Below are 17,991 nucleotides of genomic sequence, written 5' to 3'. Positions count from 1 at the left end.
TGCGCCTTCTACTGGCCGTGGAGCAATTGTTGGAAGAGATTCATCGGCTTTTGGAGGATCCCGGAATCCGAGCTGCCGCTGGGCGCCGGACCAGGCTGGCCGTTGCGGGCCAGGGTCAGCGCGGGCGTGCAGGCGGGGGAGACGGCAGGGGCCGCGTGCTTGCCGCCGCCAATGAGCGATTGCACCAGGCCGTTGAGCCCGCTGCCGCCGCTTTGTCCCGGTTGCTGGCTGATGACGACCTTGCCGACCTTGCCCGCATGCGGATCAGCGAAGGTTCCGCCCATATCCAGCGGCACCGTGACCGCCATCTCGCCCAGATAAAGCTCCGGCGTCAGGGCGAGGTTCAGCGTTTCCAGTCCGAAATTGAGCGAGCCTGTGCCTTGCACCAGGAGCCGGGGCGTATCGAGCAGCAGGGCTGCGACCGCCGCATTGCCGTTCGTCGCATTCAGGCGGATCGCCAGGCAGCGCATCGGCACCTGGCCGGCGGCGTTCAGCAGTTCGGCCGGCACGACACCGCCGGCGCGAATCGCGGGTGCGATCAGACTGCCGAGCGCATGCGCGTCGATCACGCCGTCCACCGAAGCGAGGCCGAAATTGCCGTTCACGCTGGCGGCGATCTGCCGGGTGGTGGCGCCGCTGGCGGTAAGGTTCGCAAAGACCTGGACGAGGCCGTTGGCTGCCACAGGGATCTGCAGGGCCTTCAGCAGCGGCGCGATGGCGAGGTTCTGCGCCTGCATGGCGAAGCTCTCTGTCGGCACCGCGCCGCGCGTGTCGATGGTGCCGGCTGCCAGCAGCTGGCCGCCGGGCACGACGACGGAGGAGGGCGCTAGGGAGAGGACGCCGCCCGACAGCGAGGCTTTGGCGACGAGCGCGCGATAGTCGGCGCCGCCGAAATGCAGATCGGCGAAGGCGAGATCGGCCGAGCCGTCGAAGCTCTTCAGTGCCGCGATCGGCAAAGCGATATCCGGGATCAGTTTCCGTGGGCCCGCGGCTGTGGCGGGAGCCGGCGCGGCCGGTTGTGGTGCGGGCGCCGCCGCCGGGGCCGCAGGCGTCGTGGCGGTCGCGGTCAGCACCTGATCCAGATCGAGCTTGGCGGAGCGCAGATTGGCGCCGATTGCGAGGCGGGGCGCGAAGGCGATGCTGAGGGCGCCTTCCAGATCGCCCTGCGGCGCGGTCAGGTTCAGGGCGGATAGCGCCAGACCCTGGGCAAGGCCGCTGGCCGCCGCATCCGTCAGCGTCGCGGTGCCGTTCAGCGTCGTGAAGGCGGGGAGCGGCGCGCCGGCCAGCGGCGACAGAAAGGCGAGATTGGCGATCTGGGCGGAGAGGGCGAGATTGAGCCCCCGCAGGCTCCAGGGGTCCTGAATGCTGCCCTGGGCGTGCAGATTGCTCTGCGCGGCATTCAGCGTCAGATCGACCGGCAGCGGGGCGGCTGGCGCGCCCGGCAAGGGCAGCGGCCCGATTGAGCCCGACAGGGTGAAAGCCAGGCCCTGGCGGTCGCCCAGAATATTGACCGAGACCGGTTGATCCGGCGCCGCTGTCACCAGGGACAGGCTATCGAGTTTCAGGCCCGGCGCGATGCCGGACAGATCGGAGGCCTGTGCCTGCAGGCTGAGATTGCTGAGTTGCGGCTTGCCCTGGCTGGCATCCGTCAGATGCGCCCCGAAGGCGACGCCGTGCAGCGGCGGCAGGCTTTGCCCCGCCGGCAGAATGCCCTGCGGCAGCAGCGGGGTGATCGCATCCAGCGCCGGGATCTGCGCCTGTAGCGTGAGATCGTAACCGCGTGCCTGGCGCGGGTCGGTGATGCCGCCCTGGGCCGAGAGCGTCGCGCCGGCAGCGGTCAGCGTGAGTTGCACCGGCCAGCTGGACTGATCGGCTGTATTGGTCAGATGCGCAATCGGGCCGGTTTTGGCAGTGAGATGGATCGGCTGTTTCTGCCAGAGCAGATCGGCGTCGATCGCCAGCGGCTGGTCTTCCGGCTGGGTCGTCGCGTCGCCCTGGGCCGAGAGACTGGCTTTGGGCAGCTGCACCGTCGCGGTGCGGCCAGCCTGTTCATCCCGCCAATCGACCGTGCCGTCCGTGATGTCGAGCGAATGAACCGCCACCTGCCAGGGGCCATGGCCGGTATCGACCGTGACCGGCGGGGCCGGAACGGCCGCCGGTGCGGCAGCGTTGCTGGTTGGTTGGAACAGCCAGTTCACCCGGCCGTCCGCCGTCTTTTCCAGCAGGATGGTCGGGTGGCGCAGCACCAGTGCTTCGATGTCGATCTGGTGGTGCAGCAGCGGCAGCAGCGCGATGCGCGTCTCGATACTGCTGATGCGCGCCATCAGCGGGGCCGCGCCGCCCGCAATATTGGCGATACGAACGTCTTGCGCCGTCAGTGTCGGGATCAACGAAAGCTTGACCGCGATCGGCCCGGCGATCGTGACCTGCCGTCCGGTCGCCTGAGAGGCGGCGGCGGTGATCTGATCCTTGTAGGCATTCGGGTTGAAGGTCAGGACCGCTGCCACGACAGCGACGACGGGAACCACGATGATGACGGCGATCCCGCCCAGCAGGATTCGCCGCCATGGGCGGCGGCGCGGAATGGGGCGGGAGGTGCGGTAGGGCTTATCTTCGGGCGTGTCGACCATGCTGCCCTTTACCATGAGTGGTGGGGAACCGCGCCCCTACCGACCCGTCTCGGCGGCCTTCACGGCAAGCCACAGGTTTTCCATTTCCTCAAGCCCCGCCTCGTTCGGCGTGCGGCCCGCGGCTGCCAGGCGCGCTTCGACGCCCTGGAAACGACGTGTAAATTTTGCGTTAGCCGCTCTCAACACCGTCTCGCTGTCGAGATGCAGCTTGCGGCAAAGATTGGCCATGACGAACATCAGGTCGCCCATCTCATCCGCAATCCGGTCGGTCTGCCCGGTCGGGATCTCGGCCTTCAGTTCCGCGACCTCCTCCTCCAGCTTATCGAAGAGATCATCGAGTTTCGGCCAGTCGAAGCCGACGCGGGCGGCGCGGGCCGAAAGTTTTTGCGCGCGGGTCAGGGCGGGCAGGGTGGTCGCGACCCCGTCCAACGCGCTGACGGCGGCTGTCTGCTTCGCTTTCGCCGCACGCTCCTCGGCCTTCTGCGCTTCCCAGGCGACGGTCTGGGCGCGCGCATCTCGCTCGGCTGCGTCGCCAAAAATATGCGGATGGCGGCGGATCAGCTTCTCGTTGATGCCCGCTGCCACCTCGGCGAAGGAGAAAATGCCCTGTTCGCGCGCGAGCTGGGCATGAAAGACGACCTGCAGCAGCAGATCGCCCAATTCTTCACGCAATCCGGTCATATCGCCGGCCTCGGCCGCTTCCGCGACCTCGTAAGCCTCTTCCACCGCGTACGGCGCCAGAGAGGCGAAACTCTGTTTCAGGTCCCAGGCGCAGCCGCCCACGGGATCGCGCAGGCGCGCCATGGTCTCGATCAGCGCATGCAGCGCCTGTTCGGCGCCAGACTTTTCGTCAAAGGCATTCCGGTTATCGGGGGCGTCGTTCATGCCGTGAATTGTTCCGTCAGAATACGCTCGGACAGGCCCTGGTCAGGGTCGAAAAGGACCGTCACGGACATCGAGCGTTCCTCGGTGACGGCGACGGAGATGACGTGGCGGACTTCGAAGGAATCGGCGACGGCGGCGACCGGACGCTTGTCGACTTCCAGGACCTCGAACAGGACATCGGCCGAGCTGGGCAGCAGCGCCCCATGCCAGCGGCGCGGGCGGAAGGCGCTGATCGGCGTCAGCGGCAGAAGATTGGCCGAGAGCGGGATGATCGGGCCATGCGCCGAAAGATTATAGGCCGTGGAGCCGGCGGGCGTCGAAATCAGGATGCCGTCGCAGACCAGCTCGGGCATGCGCACGCGGCCATCGACGGAGATGCGCAGCTTTGCCGTCTGCCGCAATTGGCGCAGCAGGCTGACTTCATTGAGGGCGAGCGCTTCCTCGACCGCGCCGGTCTGTGTCACGGTATGCATGCGCAACGGGTGCAGAACGGCGCCCTGCGCCATGCCCAGGCGCTCGGGCAAAGCTTCGTCGACATAGCCGTTCATGAGGAAGCCGACCGAGCCGCAATTCATGCCGTAGACCGGGATGGAGCGGCCGAGCACGCTATGCAGCGTCTCCAGCATGAAACCGTCGCCGCCGAGTGCGACCACGACCTGCGATTCCAGAACCGGCACATTGCCGTAAAGGAATGTCAGCTTCTCCAGCCGCTCCTGCGCTTGCGACGCGGAGGAGGCGACGAAGGCGATACGGGTCAGGCTGGCGGTCCGCAGTAATGGCTCGGGCGTCAGGGGCGCGCCCGACCGGTTGAGCGTATGGCTCACGCTCATACAAATTTCCGATGCGCGAGCACGGGCATATCGCGGCGGATGCGTTCGGTGACGGTCGCGTCCGCGCGGCTGGTGATCCAGCCGGTGCCGTCCGGCACGCGGGCGGTGACAAGCCCCCAGGGGTCGGCGATCAGCGTGCGGCCGAAGGTCATGCGCGGCTCGCCGCTGCCGTCCAGATGACGGCCCCAGCAGGCGGGGGCGACGATCCAGCTTTGCGTCTCGATGGCGCGAGCCTGCAGAAGAACCTCCCAATGATCGCGGCCGGTCGGGACCGTGAAGGCGGCCGGCAGGAAAATGATTTCGGCGCCGGCCTGGCGCAGCTTCAGGAAAAGCTCAGGGAAGCGGATATCGTAACAGATCGCCAGACCGCAGGTCGTGCCATGGGCCTTGAAGGTGACGACGCGGTCGCCGCCCTTGAAGGTGGCGCTTTCGCGGTAGCCCATGCCGTCCGGCGTCACGATGTCAAAGAGGTGAATCTTGCGGTAGCGGGCGATTTCGACCCCGTTGGGATCGAAGACGACGGTCGTATTATAAAGCAGATCGCCCGCCAGCTCGGCGATGGACCCGCCATGGACATGGATCTTATTGGCGCGCGCGACTTCGCGCAGACATTCGTAAGCCTCCCCGCCGGCCGCGTTCGATCCTTCGGGGGGCAAGGTCTCGGCGGCGGCGAATTTCTTGGCCCGGTCGCCGCCGAGGCAGGTCCACATTTCAGGCAAGGCGACGATGCGCGGACGACCGTCAGCCAATGCGCCCTGGATCAATTCCCGCGCCTGCGCGAGGTTCTGCGCCTTATCCGCACCCGGGTTCATCTGGATCGCACTGATGCGCATTTACGACCGTACTCCTGGCTGGCTTGCGATGAGGCGGGGCGGTTTGGGCGGGGCGATCAATGTCAGCGGTCGAAACGCGGCTCTGACCGTGTGGCCGGCCGGGGTTCATACCGCTCGGCCCGCACGGGGCGCTGACGCTGGTCCGCGCGTGGCTCGGGCTCGTCATCATAGCGATAGGGGTCATGGGCAGGCGGCACCGGCGGACGGCTGCGCGGCGTCTGTGCGGGCGGGGCCGGCAAAGGACTGGTGTCATAGGCGTCTTCGTCCGGACGGTAGTGGCGGGCGGGCTCACCCAGGCGCAGCGACAAGGTGCGGATCTCATGCTGCACCTCGTCCAGCCTTGCCTCGATCACGTCCAACCGGCCCTTCAGGCCGAGCACGCTGAAGGGCATCAGCAGAAAGACCAGGCCGTACAGGATCGCCGGAACCAGGACCAGGATCGGCACCCACCAAGGCAGCCAGGGAGGAAGCGTAAAGGGCATCGTCATGCCAATCTCCTTAACAGCAATTCTGCGCGCCTGCGATGGCATCCGTGGGGTGGATTTGGGCCGCGCATCATGCCAAGCCCAGAGGCAGAGCGCCTGAGAGAGTTTGCCTGATGTTGCTGCTAATTCCCGGTCCTGTCATGACCCACCCCGATGTCCGTGCTGCGGCCGATCGCGATATTGCCCCCTGGGACCAGGCGGTGCGAGAGGAGATCGGCGATCTGTTGACCCGGCTGCGCATTATGGCCGGCGGGGTGGTGGATGTGCATGTCGCCATGCCCTTGCCTGGTTCGGGCCATTTCATCATCGAAGCGGCGGTGCGGACCTTCGTGCCGCCAGAGAAAGACCAGGGTCAGGGCGCCGGTGGCGGCATTCTGATCCCGGCTTCCGGCCAATACGCCCAGCGCATGATGCGGCTGGCCCGTGCCGCCGCTCGTCGTGTCGTCGAACTGCCGGTCGCACTCGACCAGCCGCTGGACCCGGCTGCGGTCGATGCGGCTTTGGCGGCCGATCCGACGATCACCCATCTGGGCATGATCTATAGCGAGACCAGCACCGGCATCATCCATGACCCAAGGGCGGTCGGCGCGGTCGTGCATCGTCACGGCCGCCGCATGATCCTGGACGCGGTCTCGGCCTTCGGCGCACTGCCGATCGATGTCGCGGCGCATCCCGAAATCGACGCCATGGTCTTCACCGCCAATAAATGCCTGGAAAGCCTGCCGGGTTTCAGCCTGTGCGTCTCGCCCATCGCGCGCCTGCTGGAACGCCGGGGTCATGCCGATAGCTGGTCCTTCGATCTTGCCGATCTTTACCAGAATGGGCTGGAAAACGGCCCGGGGGCGGCAAGGTTCACGCCACCGATCCAGCCGATGGCGGCGCTGCACACCGCGCTGGACCGGCTGGATGCGGAAGGCGGCCCGACCGTTCGGCTGCGCCGGTATCAGGATAATATGGCAGCCCTTTATGACGGGATGGTGGCGCTTGGGCTGCAACCTTGCCTGCCGCGCGCCTTGCAGGGGCCGATCATCATGAATGTGCTGGCGCCACAGAGCGACGCCTGGGACCTCAAACTTTTCGTCGAGGCGCTGAAGCGCCGCGGCGTGCTGATCAGCAATTTCAGGAATACCGAAGCGCCGAGCATGCGGATCGGCGCTATCGGCGCGATCGGCCGCACCGATATAGAACAGGCCGTGACGGCCATCGGCCAGACATTGGACGAGCTTGGTTTTCGGTCCTGACGGCGTGCCGAGGCTAAAGAGGATGAGAAAGAAATAGCATGAGCATGGGTCACGACGAAGCCATTGCCCGGGCCGCGGTTCTTCGCCCCATTGCCGAGATCGCGGCGAAGGCGGGCATTCCCGATACCGCGCTGGAACCCTATGGCCGGTTGAAGGCCAAGGTTTCGCTCGACTTCGCGGCCGAAGCCTCTCGGCGGCCCGAAGGCGCGCTGGTGCTGGTCAGCGGCATCAGCCCGACGCCGGCCGGCGAAGGCAAGACCACGACGACGATCGGGCTGGGCGATGCGCTGAACCAGCTTGGCACCAAGACCATGATCTGCCTGCGTGAGCCCAGCCTTGGGCCCTGTTTCGGCATCAAGGGTGGGGCGACCGGCGGCGGCCGCGCCCAGGTCGGGCCGATGGATCAGATCAACCTTCATTTCACGGGCGATTTCCACGCCATCACCTCGGCCCACAACCTGCTGGCGGCGATGCTCGATAATTCGCTGTTCTGGGACAATCCGCTGGAGATCGACCCGCGCCGCATCCGTTGGCGCCGTGTGATGGACATGAACGACCGCGCGCTGCGCGCCATCGTCAATGGTCTGGGCGGCGTGTCCAACGGCGCCCCGCGTGAGGACGGGTTCGATATCACCGTCGCCTCCGAAGTCATGGCGATCTTCTGCTTAGCGCGCGATCTGGATGATCTGCAGGCGCGGCTGGGTCGCATCGTCGTGGCCGAACGCCGTGACGGTTCAGCCGTGACGGCGCGGGACCTGAAGGCGGACGGCGCCATGGCCGCCCTGCTGCGTGATGCGCTGGCGCCCAATCTGGTGCAGACGCTGGAAGGCTCCCCGGCCCTGGTCCATGGCGGGCCTTTCGCCAATATCGCCCATGGCTGCAATTCGGTGATCGCGACCCGGCTTGGCCTGACCCTCGCCGATGTCGTGGTGACGGAGGCCGGTTTCGGTGCCGATCTCGGCGGCGAGAAATTCCTCGACATCAAATGCCGGCAGGCCGGGCTGAAACCGGCCTGTAGCGTCATTGTGGCGACGATCCGCGCGCTGAAGATGCATGGCGGTGTGGCGAAGGATGCGCTGGGCGCGCCCGATGTCGCGGCCGTCTTGAAGGGTGCGGCCAATCTGCTGCGCCATATCGAGAATATGCGGAAATTCGGCCTGCCGGTCGTGGTGGCGCTGAACGCCTTCACAAGCGATACGCCGGAGGAGCAGCAGGCGCTGACCGACCTGCTGGCGCCGATGGGGGTGACGCTGGTGCCCTGCACGCATTGGGCCGATGGCGCTGCCGGTGCTTTGGAACTGGCCCGCGCCGTCAATGCGCGCATCGCTGAAGGTCAGGCGGATTTCGCGCCGATCTATGCCGATGACCTCAGCCTGACGGATAAGATCGAGACCATCGCGCGCGAGATCTACGGCGCGGCCGGGATTGATGTGGCACCGGCAGCCGCGAAGCGCCTGGCGGCCATCACCGCGGCGGGTTTCGGCCATCTGCCGATCTGCATCGCCAAGACGCAATATAGTTTCAGCGCCGATCCGACGCTGCTGGGCGCGCCGACGGGGCACCGCTTGCCGGTGCGGGAGGTGCGGCTTGCGGCCGGTGCCGGTTTCGTCGTCGTGCTGGCCGGAACCATCATGACCATGCCCGGCCTGCCGCGCGTTCCTGCCGCCGAGCGGATCGGGCTGGACGCCGAGGGCCAAATCATCGGACTATTCTAAACCGGCCTGAAGGCAGACCGGTTTAGAATTTTGTTCAAGAACGCAAATCTTCCGATCAGGTGAAACGACCTGATCGGATATTGCTCTAGGCGCGAAGGCGTCGCGCCAACCGCGCCGCCGCTCAGGGAGACGTCACAGATGAAAACCCGTATTGCCATCATCGGTCTGGGCAAGATTGCGATCGATCAGCATGTGCCCTCGATCACGGGGAACGAGAATTTCGAGCTCGCGGCCATCGTCAGCGGCCGGCTGGCCACCGTGAACGGCCTGCCCAGCTTCCGCACCCAGGAAGAGCTGTATGCGGCGATGCCGGATGTGACGGCGGTCGCCCTCTGCACCCCGCCCGCCGGGCGTTTCGAGACGACGCGCGCGGCCCTGCTTGCCGGGCGCGACGTGCTGATCGAAAAGCCGCCGGCCGCGACCTTGGGTGAGATCGCGGAACTCACGACCATCGCCGAGGATCAGGAAAAGGTCTTCTTCACGACCTGGCATTCCCGCTTCAATCCGGCCGTGACCGAGGCAAAGCGTCAGCTGACCGGCAAGCGCTTGGCGCGCCTTCGCGTCGATTGGCGCGAGGATGTCCGCCGCTGGCATCCCGGCCAGGCCTGGATCTGGCAGCCGGGCGGCTTCGGCGTGTTTGATCCTGGCATCAACGCGCTGTCGATCGTCACCGAAATCGCGCCCGAGCCGCTGTTTGTCTCGCACGCGCGACTGGAAGTGCCGTCCAACCGGCAGACGCCGATCGGTGCCGAGATGACTTTCGCGACCCCCGACCCGGTCGCGGGTGCCGATCTCACCGCCATTTTCGACTGGCGTCAGGAAGGCCCGCAGAGCTGGAACATCACGGCCGAGACGACCGAAGGTACGGTGTTGGAGCTGACGGATGGCGGCGCCAAGCTGGCTGTCGACGGCAAGCCGGCCCTGGCCGAGGAGTCGCAGGAATATCAGCGTATTTACGCGATGTTCGCGGATCTGCTCGCTTCCCGGACATCGCATGTCGATGTCCGGCCGCTGCGCCTGGTGGCGGACGCCTATCTGGTCGGTGACCGCGTCGCGGTGGAGGCTTTCGAGGACTGAGGTTAACCAAATATAAACGTCATCCGCGCACGACTGATTTTGATTTTGGGGCCGGTCCAGACTGGTCGGACAGAGCGCTAACGATTTTTCAGTCGCGCGGCGCGGCGGGCGATGGCGAGAACGGCGGCATGGGCAATCGCCTCCGCCGGCAGGCCCGTGCGTTTGCACTGCATCTCGGCATCCCTGAGCGCGAGCTGAATGACCGAGATGGCGGCGGCGCGCCAAAGCTCGGCCGCGTCCAGCATGGCGCGCTCGCGGCGGAAGAAGATCGGCGGCCTGAGCGCCTTGACCGCATCCTGTGCGCTGAGGCCGGTCTCTCGCGCGGCGGCGATACGGGCTAGTTTGTCCATATGACCATGGGCGGCGCGGATCAGTCCGACCGCTGACGCACCCTCGGCGAGGGCGGCGGCCGTCGCGCGGTCGGCCTCCGCCACCGCCCCGCGGGTTGCGGCAAACAGCGCGTCCTCGATGGACAGATCAGCCTGGTCGCCCGCGACCAGTTGCACGGCATCGAGATCGACCGTGCCGCCTTCACCCACGAGGAGCGAGAGTTTCTCGACCTCGGCGCGGACCATGCCGCGATCGGCACCCGCATGCTGCACCAGCCAGTCCAGCGCATCGTTGGCGACCGCCACTTTCTCGGATTCGAATAGCGACCGCAGCGTGGTTTTCAGCGCCGCACCTTCTTCCGCGTAGCAAGCGAGTGCACCGGCACGGGCATCTTTCTCAGCCCAACTGCGCAATTTCGATCGCGGGGTCAATTCGCCCGCTTCGAGGATGATCAGCGACCCTTCGGCGTCCTTGCAGGTGGCGGTGAGCGTGGCGGTAAGCGTGTCGCCGGCCTCACGCACGCGGACGACGCGCCGGCCGCCGGTGAAGGACAAGGCGGTCGCTTCCAGCGCCAGGGTGCCGGCATCGGGTTTGGTGAGTTCGGTGAAGCGGAAGGGATCATCCAGCGCACCGGCGACGGCGCGGGCGAGTGTTTCGCCACGTTCCCGCACCAGCCCGGCATCGGGACCGTAGATGAGGATGGCCCTGAGCCGGCCAGCATCCTTGCAAAGACCAGTGAAGTCACGGGCGTCGAGTTTCATGATCGGCGCACCTTACAAGCCAGAACCGACAGGGTCAGCCCGGCTGCTTTTCCTGCTCGCGCTTGCGTTCGGTGACCGTGAAATAATGCGCGAGGCGGATGACGATCTGGTCAGCGAGCGCATCGGCCAGACGCTGATTGACCGTATTGGTCTCCAACTCCTGCCCGAAGGGTTGGTTGTCGAAAGAGTTCAGACTATCGGCCGCCTGGGCGTTGCCGCTGATCAGAATCTTATGGCCGGGATCATCCTGAGAGGTCAGCGACCAGGGCGCGGACGCGATGAAGCGCACATAGGTGGTTGTGCTGTCGCTTTGAACGCCCAAGCCAACCTGCGAGACATTCAAGGAGACCGATAGATTGTAGCGCGTCAGGCTGGGCATCTCGCCCGCTTCCAGTCGCGATTCCAGGGCTTCCTGGAACTGCTGTCCGCTACGGCCGCCCAGCACCGGCACCGCGATCTGCCGTAGTTGAGACTGAACGGACGAACCACCGGTGGGGCCATTGCCGAAGGCATCCGGTGCGTAAAGCGGATGCAGGGAACAGCCGGTCAGTCCGCCCATCACGCCCAGACCGAATAAGGCTCCCCCAAGATGGAGAAGGCGGCGACGGAAGAGCGCGCTCATGACCGGTCAGCCTGCAATGACGAAGTTGACGATACGGTCCGGCACATGGACCTTCTTCACGATACGCTTGCCTTCCAGCAGGCGGGCGACATTGGGCTCGGCTTCGGCCGCGGCGATGACCGCCTCGGCCGGGCTGCCGGGCGGAAACTCCACCGTGCCGCGCAGCTTGCCCATGACCTGAACCGCGATCGTCACCGTTTCCGCCGCCGTCAGGCTGTCGTCGAAACCGGGCCAGGCCTCGTTCGCGACCAGTCCGCCCTCGGGGTGCAGCAGCGCGTTCATCGATTCGGCCAGATGCGGCATCATCGGGGCAGCAAGGCGCGTCACCATTTCCAAAGCCTCGATCCGGGCAGCCGACAATGCGCTGTCATCGGGCGCGTTGGCCGCTTCCTTTTCCGCGTCCGTCATGGCGCCCGCGATTTCATAGAGACGGGCAACAGCGACATTGAAGCTGAAGCTTTCCAGCGCTTCGGTGACGGCGGCGATCGTGCGATGCGTGGCGCGGCGCAGTTTCCGCGCGGGCGCCGTCCACTCATCCGGCGTCGCGACCACGCCGAGGGACGCGATGCTCTCCGCCAGACGGAACAGGCGCTGGGTGAAGCGATAGGCCCCGGCGACGCCGCTTTCCGTCCATTCCATATCCCGGTCAGGCGGGTTGTCGGAGAGGATGAACCAGCGCGCGGTATCCGCGCCGTAGCGCTCGATGATCGCGCCCGGGTCGATGGTATTGCGCTTGGATTTCGACATCGCCTCGATACGGCCGACCGTCACCGGCTCATCGCTGCCGGCGACGACGGAGTTGCCATCAGCGCGACGCTCGACCTCGGTCGGGTAAAGCCAGCGACCGTCGGCGCCGCGATAGCTTTCATGCGTGACCATGCCCTGGGTGAACAGGCCGGCGAAGGGTTCGGCCACCCCGATCTGACCGCTCGCCTGCATGGCGCGGGTGAAGAAGCGTGAATAGAGAAGATGCAGAATCGCGTGTTCGATGCCGCCGATATACTGGTCGACGGGCATCCAGTAGTCGGTCGCTTCACGTGAAACAGGCGCGGCACTGTGCGGCGAGCAGAAGCGCGAGAAATACCAGGAACTGTCGACGAAGGTGTCGCAGGTATCGGTCTCGCGGACGGCCGCGGCATTGCACTGCGGGCAGGTCACATGTTTCCAGGTCGGATGATGATCGAGCGGATTGCCCGGACGATCGAAGGTGACATCCTCGGGCAGCACGACCGGAAGCTGTTCGAGCGGAACCGGGACCATGCCGCAATTGTCGCAATGGATGACCGGGATAGGACAGCCCCAATAGCGCTGGCGGCTGACGCCCCAGTCCCGCAACCGCCAATTGGTTTCGCCCTGGCCCCAACCCATCTCGGACAGGCGCGCGATGGCCTGGCGTTTCGCCTCCTCGACCTCAAGCCCATCGAGGAAGCCGGAATTCATCAATGTGCCGGGGCCGGTATAGGCCTCGCCGCCCGGCAATTCGCCCTGGGCAGGCTTGACCACGGGCGGGATCGGCAGGCCGTAGAGGGAGGCAAAATCATAGTCGCGCTGGTCATGCGCCGGGCAGCCGAAAATGGCGCCGGTGCCGTAATCCATCAGCACGAAATTCGCGATCCAGACCGGGATCTCACGATCCGGCAGGAAAGGATGGCGCACGGACAGGCCCGTGGCGAAACCGCGCTTCTCGGTGGTCTCGATCGCAGCGGCGGTGGTGCCCACTCGGCGACATTCGGCGATGAAGGCGTCGGCCTCGGCATTCTGTGCGCCGATCGCGAGCGCGAGGGGATGTTCCGGGGCAAGCGCCAGGAAGGACATGCCGAACAGCGTGTCTGGCCGCGTGGTATAGACTTCGACGTCGGCGATATCGCCTTCGGGCGCCGTCAAGGGGAAACGGACGCGCGCGCCTTCGCTGCGGCCGATCCAATTCGCCTGCATCAGCCGCACGCGCTCCGGCCAGCGGTCCAGACCGTCAAGCGCCGAGAGCAGTTCCGGCGCGAATTTGGTGATCGCGAAGAACCACTGCGACAGCTTCTTTTTCTCGATCAGCGCGCCGGAACGCCAGCCACGCCCGTCGATGACCTGTTCATTGGCGAGCACGGTGCCGTCCACCGGGTCCCAATTGACCCAGCTTTCCTTACGCTCGACCAGGCCGGTTTCGAAGAAACGGAGGAACAGCTCCTGCTGCTTGCCGTAATATTCGGGCTGGCAGGTCGCGAATTCGCGGGACCAGTCGATGGACAGGCCCATGCGCTGCAACTCGCCGCGCATATTACGGATATTCTCCCAGGTCCAGGCCGAGGGATGGGTCTTCCGCTCACGCGCTGCATTTTCCGCCGGCAGGCCGAAGGCGTCCCAGCCCATGGGATGCAAAACATTGAAGCCGCGCGCGCGACGATAGCGGGCGACGACATCGCCCAGCGTATAGTTGCGGACATGGCCCATATGGATCTTCCCCGACGGGTAGGGGAACATCTCCAGCACATAGTATTTCGGACGCCCGTCCGTCGGCACATCCTCGACCGAGAAACAGCCGTGCGCATTCCAGGCCTCTTGCCAAAGCGGCTCCTGGGTCCGGAAATCGTAGCGCGGGGTCTGCGGTTCGGTCGAAATGGCGTCAGTCATCGGGGTGTCTATCCGGCACGTCCTGCGGCCAGGGGCGACACGCAGGCGATCCTCAGGCGGAAGAAGTCAAAAGAACAATCCGGCCCAAGGCGATAGCGGTCGCGCCTGGCCGGACGCCTTCGGCGTTAGTTGGTGGCGGACTGCACGCGCAGCTGACGGGCGCGGGCAAGCACCTTATCCTCAACCTGCTCGTTGGTGCCGGGGGAAACCTCGGCATCCGTCCATTGGCCGCTCTGCATGACCTGCTTGAAAACCGTCACGCGGACACCGTCGGCGCGCAGATCCTGGCCCAGGATATAGGCGGTCGCCTTGTAGCGTTCGCCTGCGTCACCCGGCGGCTGATACCAGTCGGTGATGATGACGCCGCCGAAGGGGTCGGCCGAGGAGAGCGGCATGAAGGAGAGCGTATCGAGCGCGCCGCGCCACAGATAGGCGTTGACGCCGATACCCGTATTGGCGGAGCCGCCGCCATTGGCATGCGGATTTTTATTGATGCCGAAGGCCAGACCATCCGCACCGAGCAGACCGCCGCCCGAATTCTTGAAACCGGCGCCGCTGACTTCGTCACCGTTCAGCACCTGGGGATCCACTGGCGTCGACGGCGCATTTCCGCAGGCAGTCAAGGCGAGCACGCCGGCGACGGCGACGGCCGCGAAGCCCCTGCTGAGGAAAGTGGAAGTCCTTATCGTCAATTCCATTGAGCCTGCCCGGAGAAATTGCCCGCAGGGATGCGGGGGCTTTGTCTCTACTGCCCATGGCCAATCCTGCCAAGCTTCAAGCGGCCAGGGAGCAAAAAGAAAGGCGGCGGGACTGGGTCCCGCCGCCTCATTCACACCAGTTTAAGTGGTCAGATTACCACTGGATCTGGGTGCCGACGCCGAACAGCTGAGCCTGGACGCGGTTGTTGTCCGAGCCGGCAGCGCCGGTCGCGAAGTCGTAACCGCCCTGCGAACGCCAGCCGTAGTCGTAGTCGACGAACAGATTGACGCCCGGAACCAGGGTATAGGTGCCGCCGAGGGCGAGACCGTTATTGACCTGCTGGCCGGTCGTCAGGCCGTGCGAGGTGATGACGCCGTCGCCTTCAGTTCCACTCGGAAGCGCGCCCGTCGTGTTGAAGCGGAAGACGCTGCCGCCGACCACGAGCGGGCCAGCCGTGTATTCAAGGCCCATCAAGAAGGCGATAGCAGCGTCGCCGCCATCGGGTTCAAGCTGGAAGGAGCCGGCGCCGGCGCCACCGTTGAACGCACCGTAGACGACGTTGCCGCCGAAGGTGAAGCCCGCGACCGTCGCCGTGGCGCCGCCGGAGACGATGTTCAGGTTATGGTAGGACAGGTTATTCGCCGCATCGGCGGAGCCGGTGTAAGCGACCTGACCGGCATACTGATAGTCAGCGCCGATCTGGATGCCAACGGCACCGAAGGTCTTGGTGAACTGGCCACCGATATCAAGCAGGTTCTTCGGCAGGCCGCCCGACAGCTGTGAATAGGCCGGGTTGCTGGAAGACGTCGTCGCGGGAACGTAGTTTTCCGCGTTCTGGTTCGGCGTGAAGCCAACGGCGAACTGGAAGCCGGACAGCGTCGGCGACAAGTAGACGATCTTGCTGGACGTCTGGTTGAAGTTCGAGTCGACGAAGGGATAGGCGATTTCCGCGGCACCAGGAACGATAGCCGGAAGATCGCCCCACCATGCGCCGTCGTTGAAGCCTTCGAAGGTGCCGGTCTCAAACAGGACGGTCGGGCCGTTTTCCTGGCCGAAGCTGACCTGGCCAAGTTCGGGCAGGCCGAGATAGCCATAGGCCTGGAAGACATACAGCGTTTCGCTGCTGGCCGACTGCCCGCCGTTCATACGGATTTCAGAACCGGCACCGTAATGCAGGCCGTTGGCGGCGACGCCGTCGAAACCCGGATAGAGGCGCAGATAGCCGAGGAAGCTGGTGGTCGAGGTTTTTTCGCCGCCGATATTATCGAGCGTTGAGCCTTCGATGCCGGCGTACCAGTTGACGCGGCCGTTCAGACGGACCGTCACGGAGCCGGGAGCAGCAGTCTGAGCCTGGGCGACAGCCGCCAGACCCAATGAGGCGCCCATCGTGGCGACAGTCGCTAGTAGGAGCTTACGCATTAGTTCCTCCTCGTTAATGCCGGATGACCGGCCGTCAAAAAACTCGCCCCGCCTGGATCCACCAACTGCCCGTTAGGGCCGCTTCGGCTCGGAAGTAGCGCGGCGAATAATGGTCATCGGTGACTTGAATCCGCAACGGTGGGAGGAGCAAAGCATGACATTTACGAAACACTGTGACTGAAAAGACACAAATCTGCACATTTGATGTGGCCAGTAAGTTTCGTAAACAAAAGGGAAGGTCAGCGCCTTTGCCGACCGCCTTTCACCGGAAAATCTTGGGAGGGTAAATTTCAGCGGTGGCGCAAGCTGCCGGCCGCGCAGGTCGACGCCGTTAGGCAGATCGTCGTGCGATCCGCGCCAGAGCGTTTCCGGTTCGCCAACACTGACAGGCGCCGCGCTAGATCATTGTTTTTGCGAGTATCTTCACCCGGTCAGATGATTCCATCTGACCGGGTGAAGATGCTCTGGCCGTCCGGCCAATAAAAAAGGCGGCCGGCATTTCTGCCGGCCGCCTTTCAGGCAAAAGCGCCTGTCGCGTTAGGTATTACCAGTAGAGCCAGGTGCCGAGGGCGAAGACCTGAGCCTGCATCTTGTTGTTGGCGGAACCGGCGGCACCGGAGACGAAGTTGTAGCCGCCCTGCCAGCGGGTGCCATACAGGTAGGAAGCGAACAGCTTCACGCCCGGAACCAGCACATAGGTCGCACCGGCGGAAAGACCGGTTTCGTCGCGCTGGCCTTCGGTCGTCGGGCTGGAGTAGTCGCCCTGGCTTTTGTAGTTGAAGTAGCTGGCGCCGACCGTCAGCTGACCCGTGGTGTAGAGGCCGCCGGCGAGCCAGCCGACCGCGTTCGCGCCACCGGCGTAGTTCGGCTCGAACTGGCCGTTCATGTTGCCGAACTTGGTGTTGCCGCCAACGGTGAAGCCGGCATAGCTCAGGGTCGCACCGGCGCTGCCGACGCTCAGGCCCTGGTAGGGGAGGCCCGCCTTGGCGGTGCCGGTGTAGCCCACGGCGCCCGCGTTCATGTAGCCGCCATCGACGATGAGGCCGACGCCGTCAAACTTGGCCTTGTAGGTGGCGCCAACTTCGAAGGTGTTGCGGCGCAGGTCGGTCGCGGTCGTGGAGGAGGTCACGGCCGGGCTGAAGTTCTCACCGGTCTGGTTCGGTTCGAAGCTGAGGGCGAAGCTCAGACCGCTGAAGGACGGCGTGACGTAGTCGATCTTGTCCGTGGTGCGGGTGCTGTTGCTCCAGGTCCAGGCATAGATCGGGCGAGCCGAGGAATTGACGAAGAAGTTCTGGATATCACCGTTCCAGCCGCCGTCGTCGAAGGCTTCCTTGCCGCTCTCGAAGCGACCGGCGTCGTTCAGATACAGAGCGCCTTCCTGCTGGCCGAAGCGAACGAGGCCGAGCTGGGGCAGAGCAAGATAGCCGAAGTCGCGGAGGACATAGAGCGTTTCGGTGCTGGCGCCGGCGGCAGCGCTGGTTTCCGTGTTTTCACGGATTTCAGCCTGGGCGCCATATTGCAGGCCGTTGGCGGCAACGCCGTCGAAGCCGGGGTAAATGCGGAAGTAACCGCCCAGGCCGGAACCGGAATACTTGGTGCCACCGGTGCTTTGGCCCGTGAAGCCGTTCACGCCGTAGAACTGAGACACGCGGCCGTCCAGGCGGACGACGATAGAGCCCGGCGAGATCGTCTTGGTGAAGTCAGGGCTTGAAACCTGAGCCTGGGCAGCGCCCGCGAGACCGATTGCGGCCGTCAGCGTCGCAGCGCCGGCCAGAAGAAACTGTCGCATCGAAGAGGTATCCTCCGGTTGAAAAACCGCAACCGAAAGGGGGCTGCGGGGTG

General features: G+C 65.1%; 14 protein-coding genes. 3 read left to right on the top strand and 11 right to left on the bottom strand.

From position 1 onward, the window contains the following. Positions 1–8 precede the first annotated feature (8 nt). From ACELLULO517_RS11440 to ACELLULO517_RS11420, 5 genes are all read right to left on the bottom strand, one after another. Positions 9–2,630 (bottom strand): AsmA family protein, encoded by a 2,622-nt coding sequence (locus tag ACELLULO517_RS11440; RefSeq protein ID WP_227307491.1) that lies wholly within the window; start codon positions 2,628–2,630, stop codon positions 9–11. Between the two features lie 36 nt (positions 2,631–2,666). Next, positions 2,667–3,515: a nucleoside triphosphate pyrophosphohydrolase gene (mazG, locus tag ACELLULO517_RS11435; protein WP_227307490.1), complete on the bottom strand. Its 849-nt coding sequence runs from the start codon at positions 3,513–3,515 to the stop codon at positions 2,667–2,669. Beyond that, positions 3,512–4,345, bottom strand: coding sequence for an NAD kinase (locus ACELLULO517_RS11430; protein WP_406566258.1), 834 nt, complete (start codon positions 4,343–4,345; stop codon positions 3,512–3,514). Before ACELLULO517_RS11430 ends, mazG begins: the two co-directional genes overlap by 4 nt. After that, positions 4,342–5,178 carry a carbon-nitrogen hydrolase family protein gene (locus ACELLULO517_RS11425; RefSeq protein ID WP_227307489.1) on the bottom strand — a complete coding sequence of 279 codons (837 nt, stop codon included), beginning with the start codon at positions 5,176–5,178 and terminating at the stop codon, positions 4,342–4,344. The genes ACELLULO517_RS11430 and ACELLULO517_RS11425 overlap by 4 nt, the downstream gene beginning before the upstream one ends. Before the next feature lie 62 nt (positions 5,179–5,240). After that, on the bottom strand, positions 5,241–5,666 hold the full coding sequence (locus tag ACELLULO517_RS11420; RefSeq protein ID WP_227307488.1) for a hypothetical protein: 426 nt from the start codon (positions 5,664–5,666) through the stop codon (positions 5,241–5,243). 110 nt (positions 5,667–5,776) lie between these two features. On the opposite strand from ACELLULO517_RS11420, the gene ACELLULO517_RS11415 reads away from it, so the two are divergent. From ACELLULO517_RS11415 to ACELLULO517_RS11405, 3 genes are all read left to right on the top strand, one after another. Continuing rightward, on the top strand, positions 5,777–6,904 hold the full coding sequence (locus ACELLULO517_RS11415) for an aminotransferase class V-fold PLP-dependent enzyme (protein ID WP_227307487.1): 1,128 nt from the start codon (positions 5,777–5,779) through the stop codon (positions 6,902–6,904). 44 nt (positions 6,905–6,948) lie between these two features. Then, positions 6,949–8,619, top strand: a complete 1,671-nt coding sequence (locus ACELLULO517_RS11410) for a formate--tetrahydrofolate ligase (protein ID WP_227307692.1) — start codon at positions 6,949–6,951, stop codon at positions 8,617–8,619. Between the two features lie 138 nt (positions 8,620–8,757). Beyond that, positions 8,758–9,696, top strand: a complete 939-nt coding sequence (locus tag ACELLULO517_RS11405; protein WP_227307486.1) for a Gfo/Idh/MocA family protein — start codon at positions 8,758–8,760, stop codon at positions 9,694–9,696. 77 nt (positions 9,697–9,773) lie between these two features. On the opposite strand, the gene holA is transcribed toward ACELLULO517_RS11405, so the two are convergent. The 6 genes from holA to ACELLULO517_RS11375 form a co-directional block, all read right to left on the bottom strand. Then, the gene (gene holA / locus ACELLULO517_RS11400; RefSeq protein ID WP_227307485.1) at positions 9,774–10,787 is read right to left on the bottom strand and encodes a DNA polymerase III subunit delta; all 1,014 of its coding nucleotides are present in this window, start codon (positions 10,785–10,787) and stop codon (positions 9,774–9,776) included. A 34-nt stretch (positions 10,788–10,821) separates the two neighbouring features. Beyond that, the gene (gene lptE, locus ACELLULO517_RS11395) at positions 10,822–11,409 is read right to left on the bottom strand and encodes an LPS assembly lipoprotein LptE (RefSeq protein WP_227307484.1); all 588 of its coding nucleotides are present in this window, start codon (positions 11,407–11,409) and stop codon (positions 10,822–10,824) included. A 6-nt stretch (positions 11,410–11,415) separates the two neighbouring features. After that, positions 11,416–14,031 carry a leucine--tRNA ligase gene (gene leuS, locus ACELLULO517_RS11390; protein ID WP_227307483.1) on the bottom strand — a complete coding sequence of 872 codons (2,616 nt, stop codon included), beginning with the start codon at positions 14,029–14,031 and terminating at the stop codon, positions 11,416–11,418. A gap of 125 nt (positions 14,032–14,156) precedes the next feature. Beyond that, entirely contained in the window at positions 14,157–14,729 is a 573-nt protein-coding gene (locus ACELLULO517_RS11385; RefSeq protein ID WP_227307482.1) for a DUF3576 domain-containing protein, read from the bottom strand. A gap of 154 nt (positions 14,730–14,883) precedes the next feature. After that, positions 14,884–16,149, bottom strand: a complete 1,266-nt coding sequence (locus ACELLULO517_RS11380; protein ID WP_227307481.1) for a porin family protein — start codon at positions 16,147–16,149, stop codon at positions 14,884–14,886. A 544-nt stretch (positions 16,150–16,693) separates the two neighbouring features. Then, positions 16,694–17,938 (bottom strand): porin, encoded by a 1,245-nt coding sequence (locus tag ACELLULO517_RS11375; protein ID WP_227307480.1) that lies wholly within the window; start codon positions 17,936–17,938, stop codon positions 16,694–16,696. Between the last annotated feature and the right edge of the window lie 53 nt (positions 17,939–17,991).

It is taken from the genome of Acidisoma cellulosilyticum, from assembly GCF_020621385.1.
Classification (GTDB): Bacteria; Pseudomonadota; Alphaproteobacteria; order Acetobacterales; family Acetobacteraceae; genus Acidisoma; species Acidisoma cellulosilyticum.
Note: the sequence above shows the minus strand (reverse complement) of the source record. Positions and strands in the feature narration are given on the sequence as shown.

Coding starts and splice junctions, on each gene's coding strand:
- ACELLULO517_RS11440 (WP_227307491.1), bottom strand. CDS start 2,630: ATGGTCGACACGCCCGAAGATAAGCCCTACCGCACCTCCCGCCCCATT.
- mazG (WP_227307490.1), bottom strand. CDS start 3,515: ATGAACGACGCCCCCGATAACCGGAATGCCTTTGACGAAAAGTCTGGC.
- ACELLULO517_RS11430 (WP_406566258.1), bottom strand. CDS start 4,345: ATGAGCGTGAGCCATACGCTCAACCGGTCGGGCGCGCCCCTGACGCCC.
- ACELLULO517_RS11425 (WP_227307489.1), bottom strand. CDS start 5,178: ATGCGCATCAGTGCGATCCAGATGAACCCGGGTGCGGATAAGGCGCAG.
- ACELLULO517_RS11420 (WP_227307488.1), bottom strand. CDS start 5,666: ATGACGATGCCCTTTACGCTTCCTCCCTGGCTGCCTTGGTGGGTGCCG.
- ACELLULO517_RS11415 (WP_227307487.1), top strand. CDS start 5,777: ATGTTGCTGCTAATTCCCGGTCCTGTCATGACCCACCCCGATGTCCGT.
- ACELLULO517_RS11410 (WP_227307692.1), top strand. CDS start 6,949: ATGGGTCACGACGAAGCCATTGCCCGGGCCGCGGTTCTTCGCCCCATT.
- ACELLULO517_RS11405 (WP_227307486.1), top strand. CDS start 8,758: ATGAAAACCCGTATTGCCATCATCGGTCTGGGCAAGATTGCGATCGAT.
- holA (WP_227307485.1), bottom strand. CDS start 10,787: ATGAAACTCGACGCCCGTGACTTCACTGGTCTTTGCAAGGATGCTGGC.
- lptE (WP_227307484.1), bottom strand. CDS start 11,409: ATGAGCGCGCTCTTCCGTCGCCGCCTTCTCCATCTTGGGGGAGCCTTA.
- leuS (WP_227307483.1), bottom strand. CDS start 14,031: ATGACTGACGCCATTTCGACCGAACCGCAGACCCCGCGCTACGATTTC.
- ACELLULO517_RS11385 (WP_227307482.1), bottom strand. CDS start 14,729: ATGGAATTGACGATAAGGACTTCCACTTTCCTCAGCAGGGGCTTCGCG.
- ACELLULO517_RS11380 (WP_227307481.1), bottom strand. CDS start 16,149: ATGCGTAAGCTCCTACTAGCGACTGTCGCCACGATGGGCGCCTCATTG.
- ACELLULO517_RS11375 (WP_227307480.1), bottom strand. CDS start 17,938: ATGCGACAGTTTCTTCTGGCCGGCGCTGCGACGCTGACGGCCGCAATC.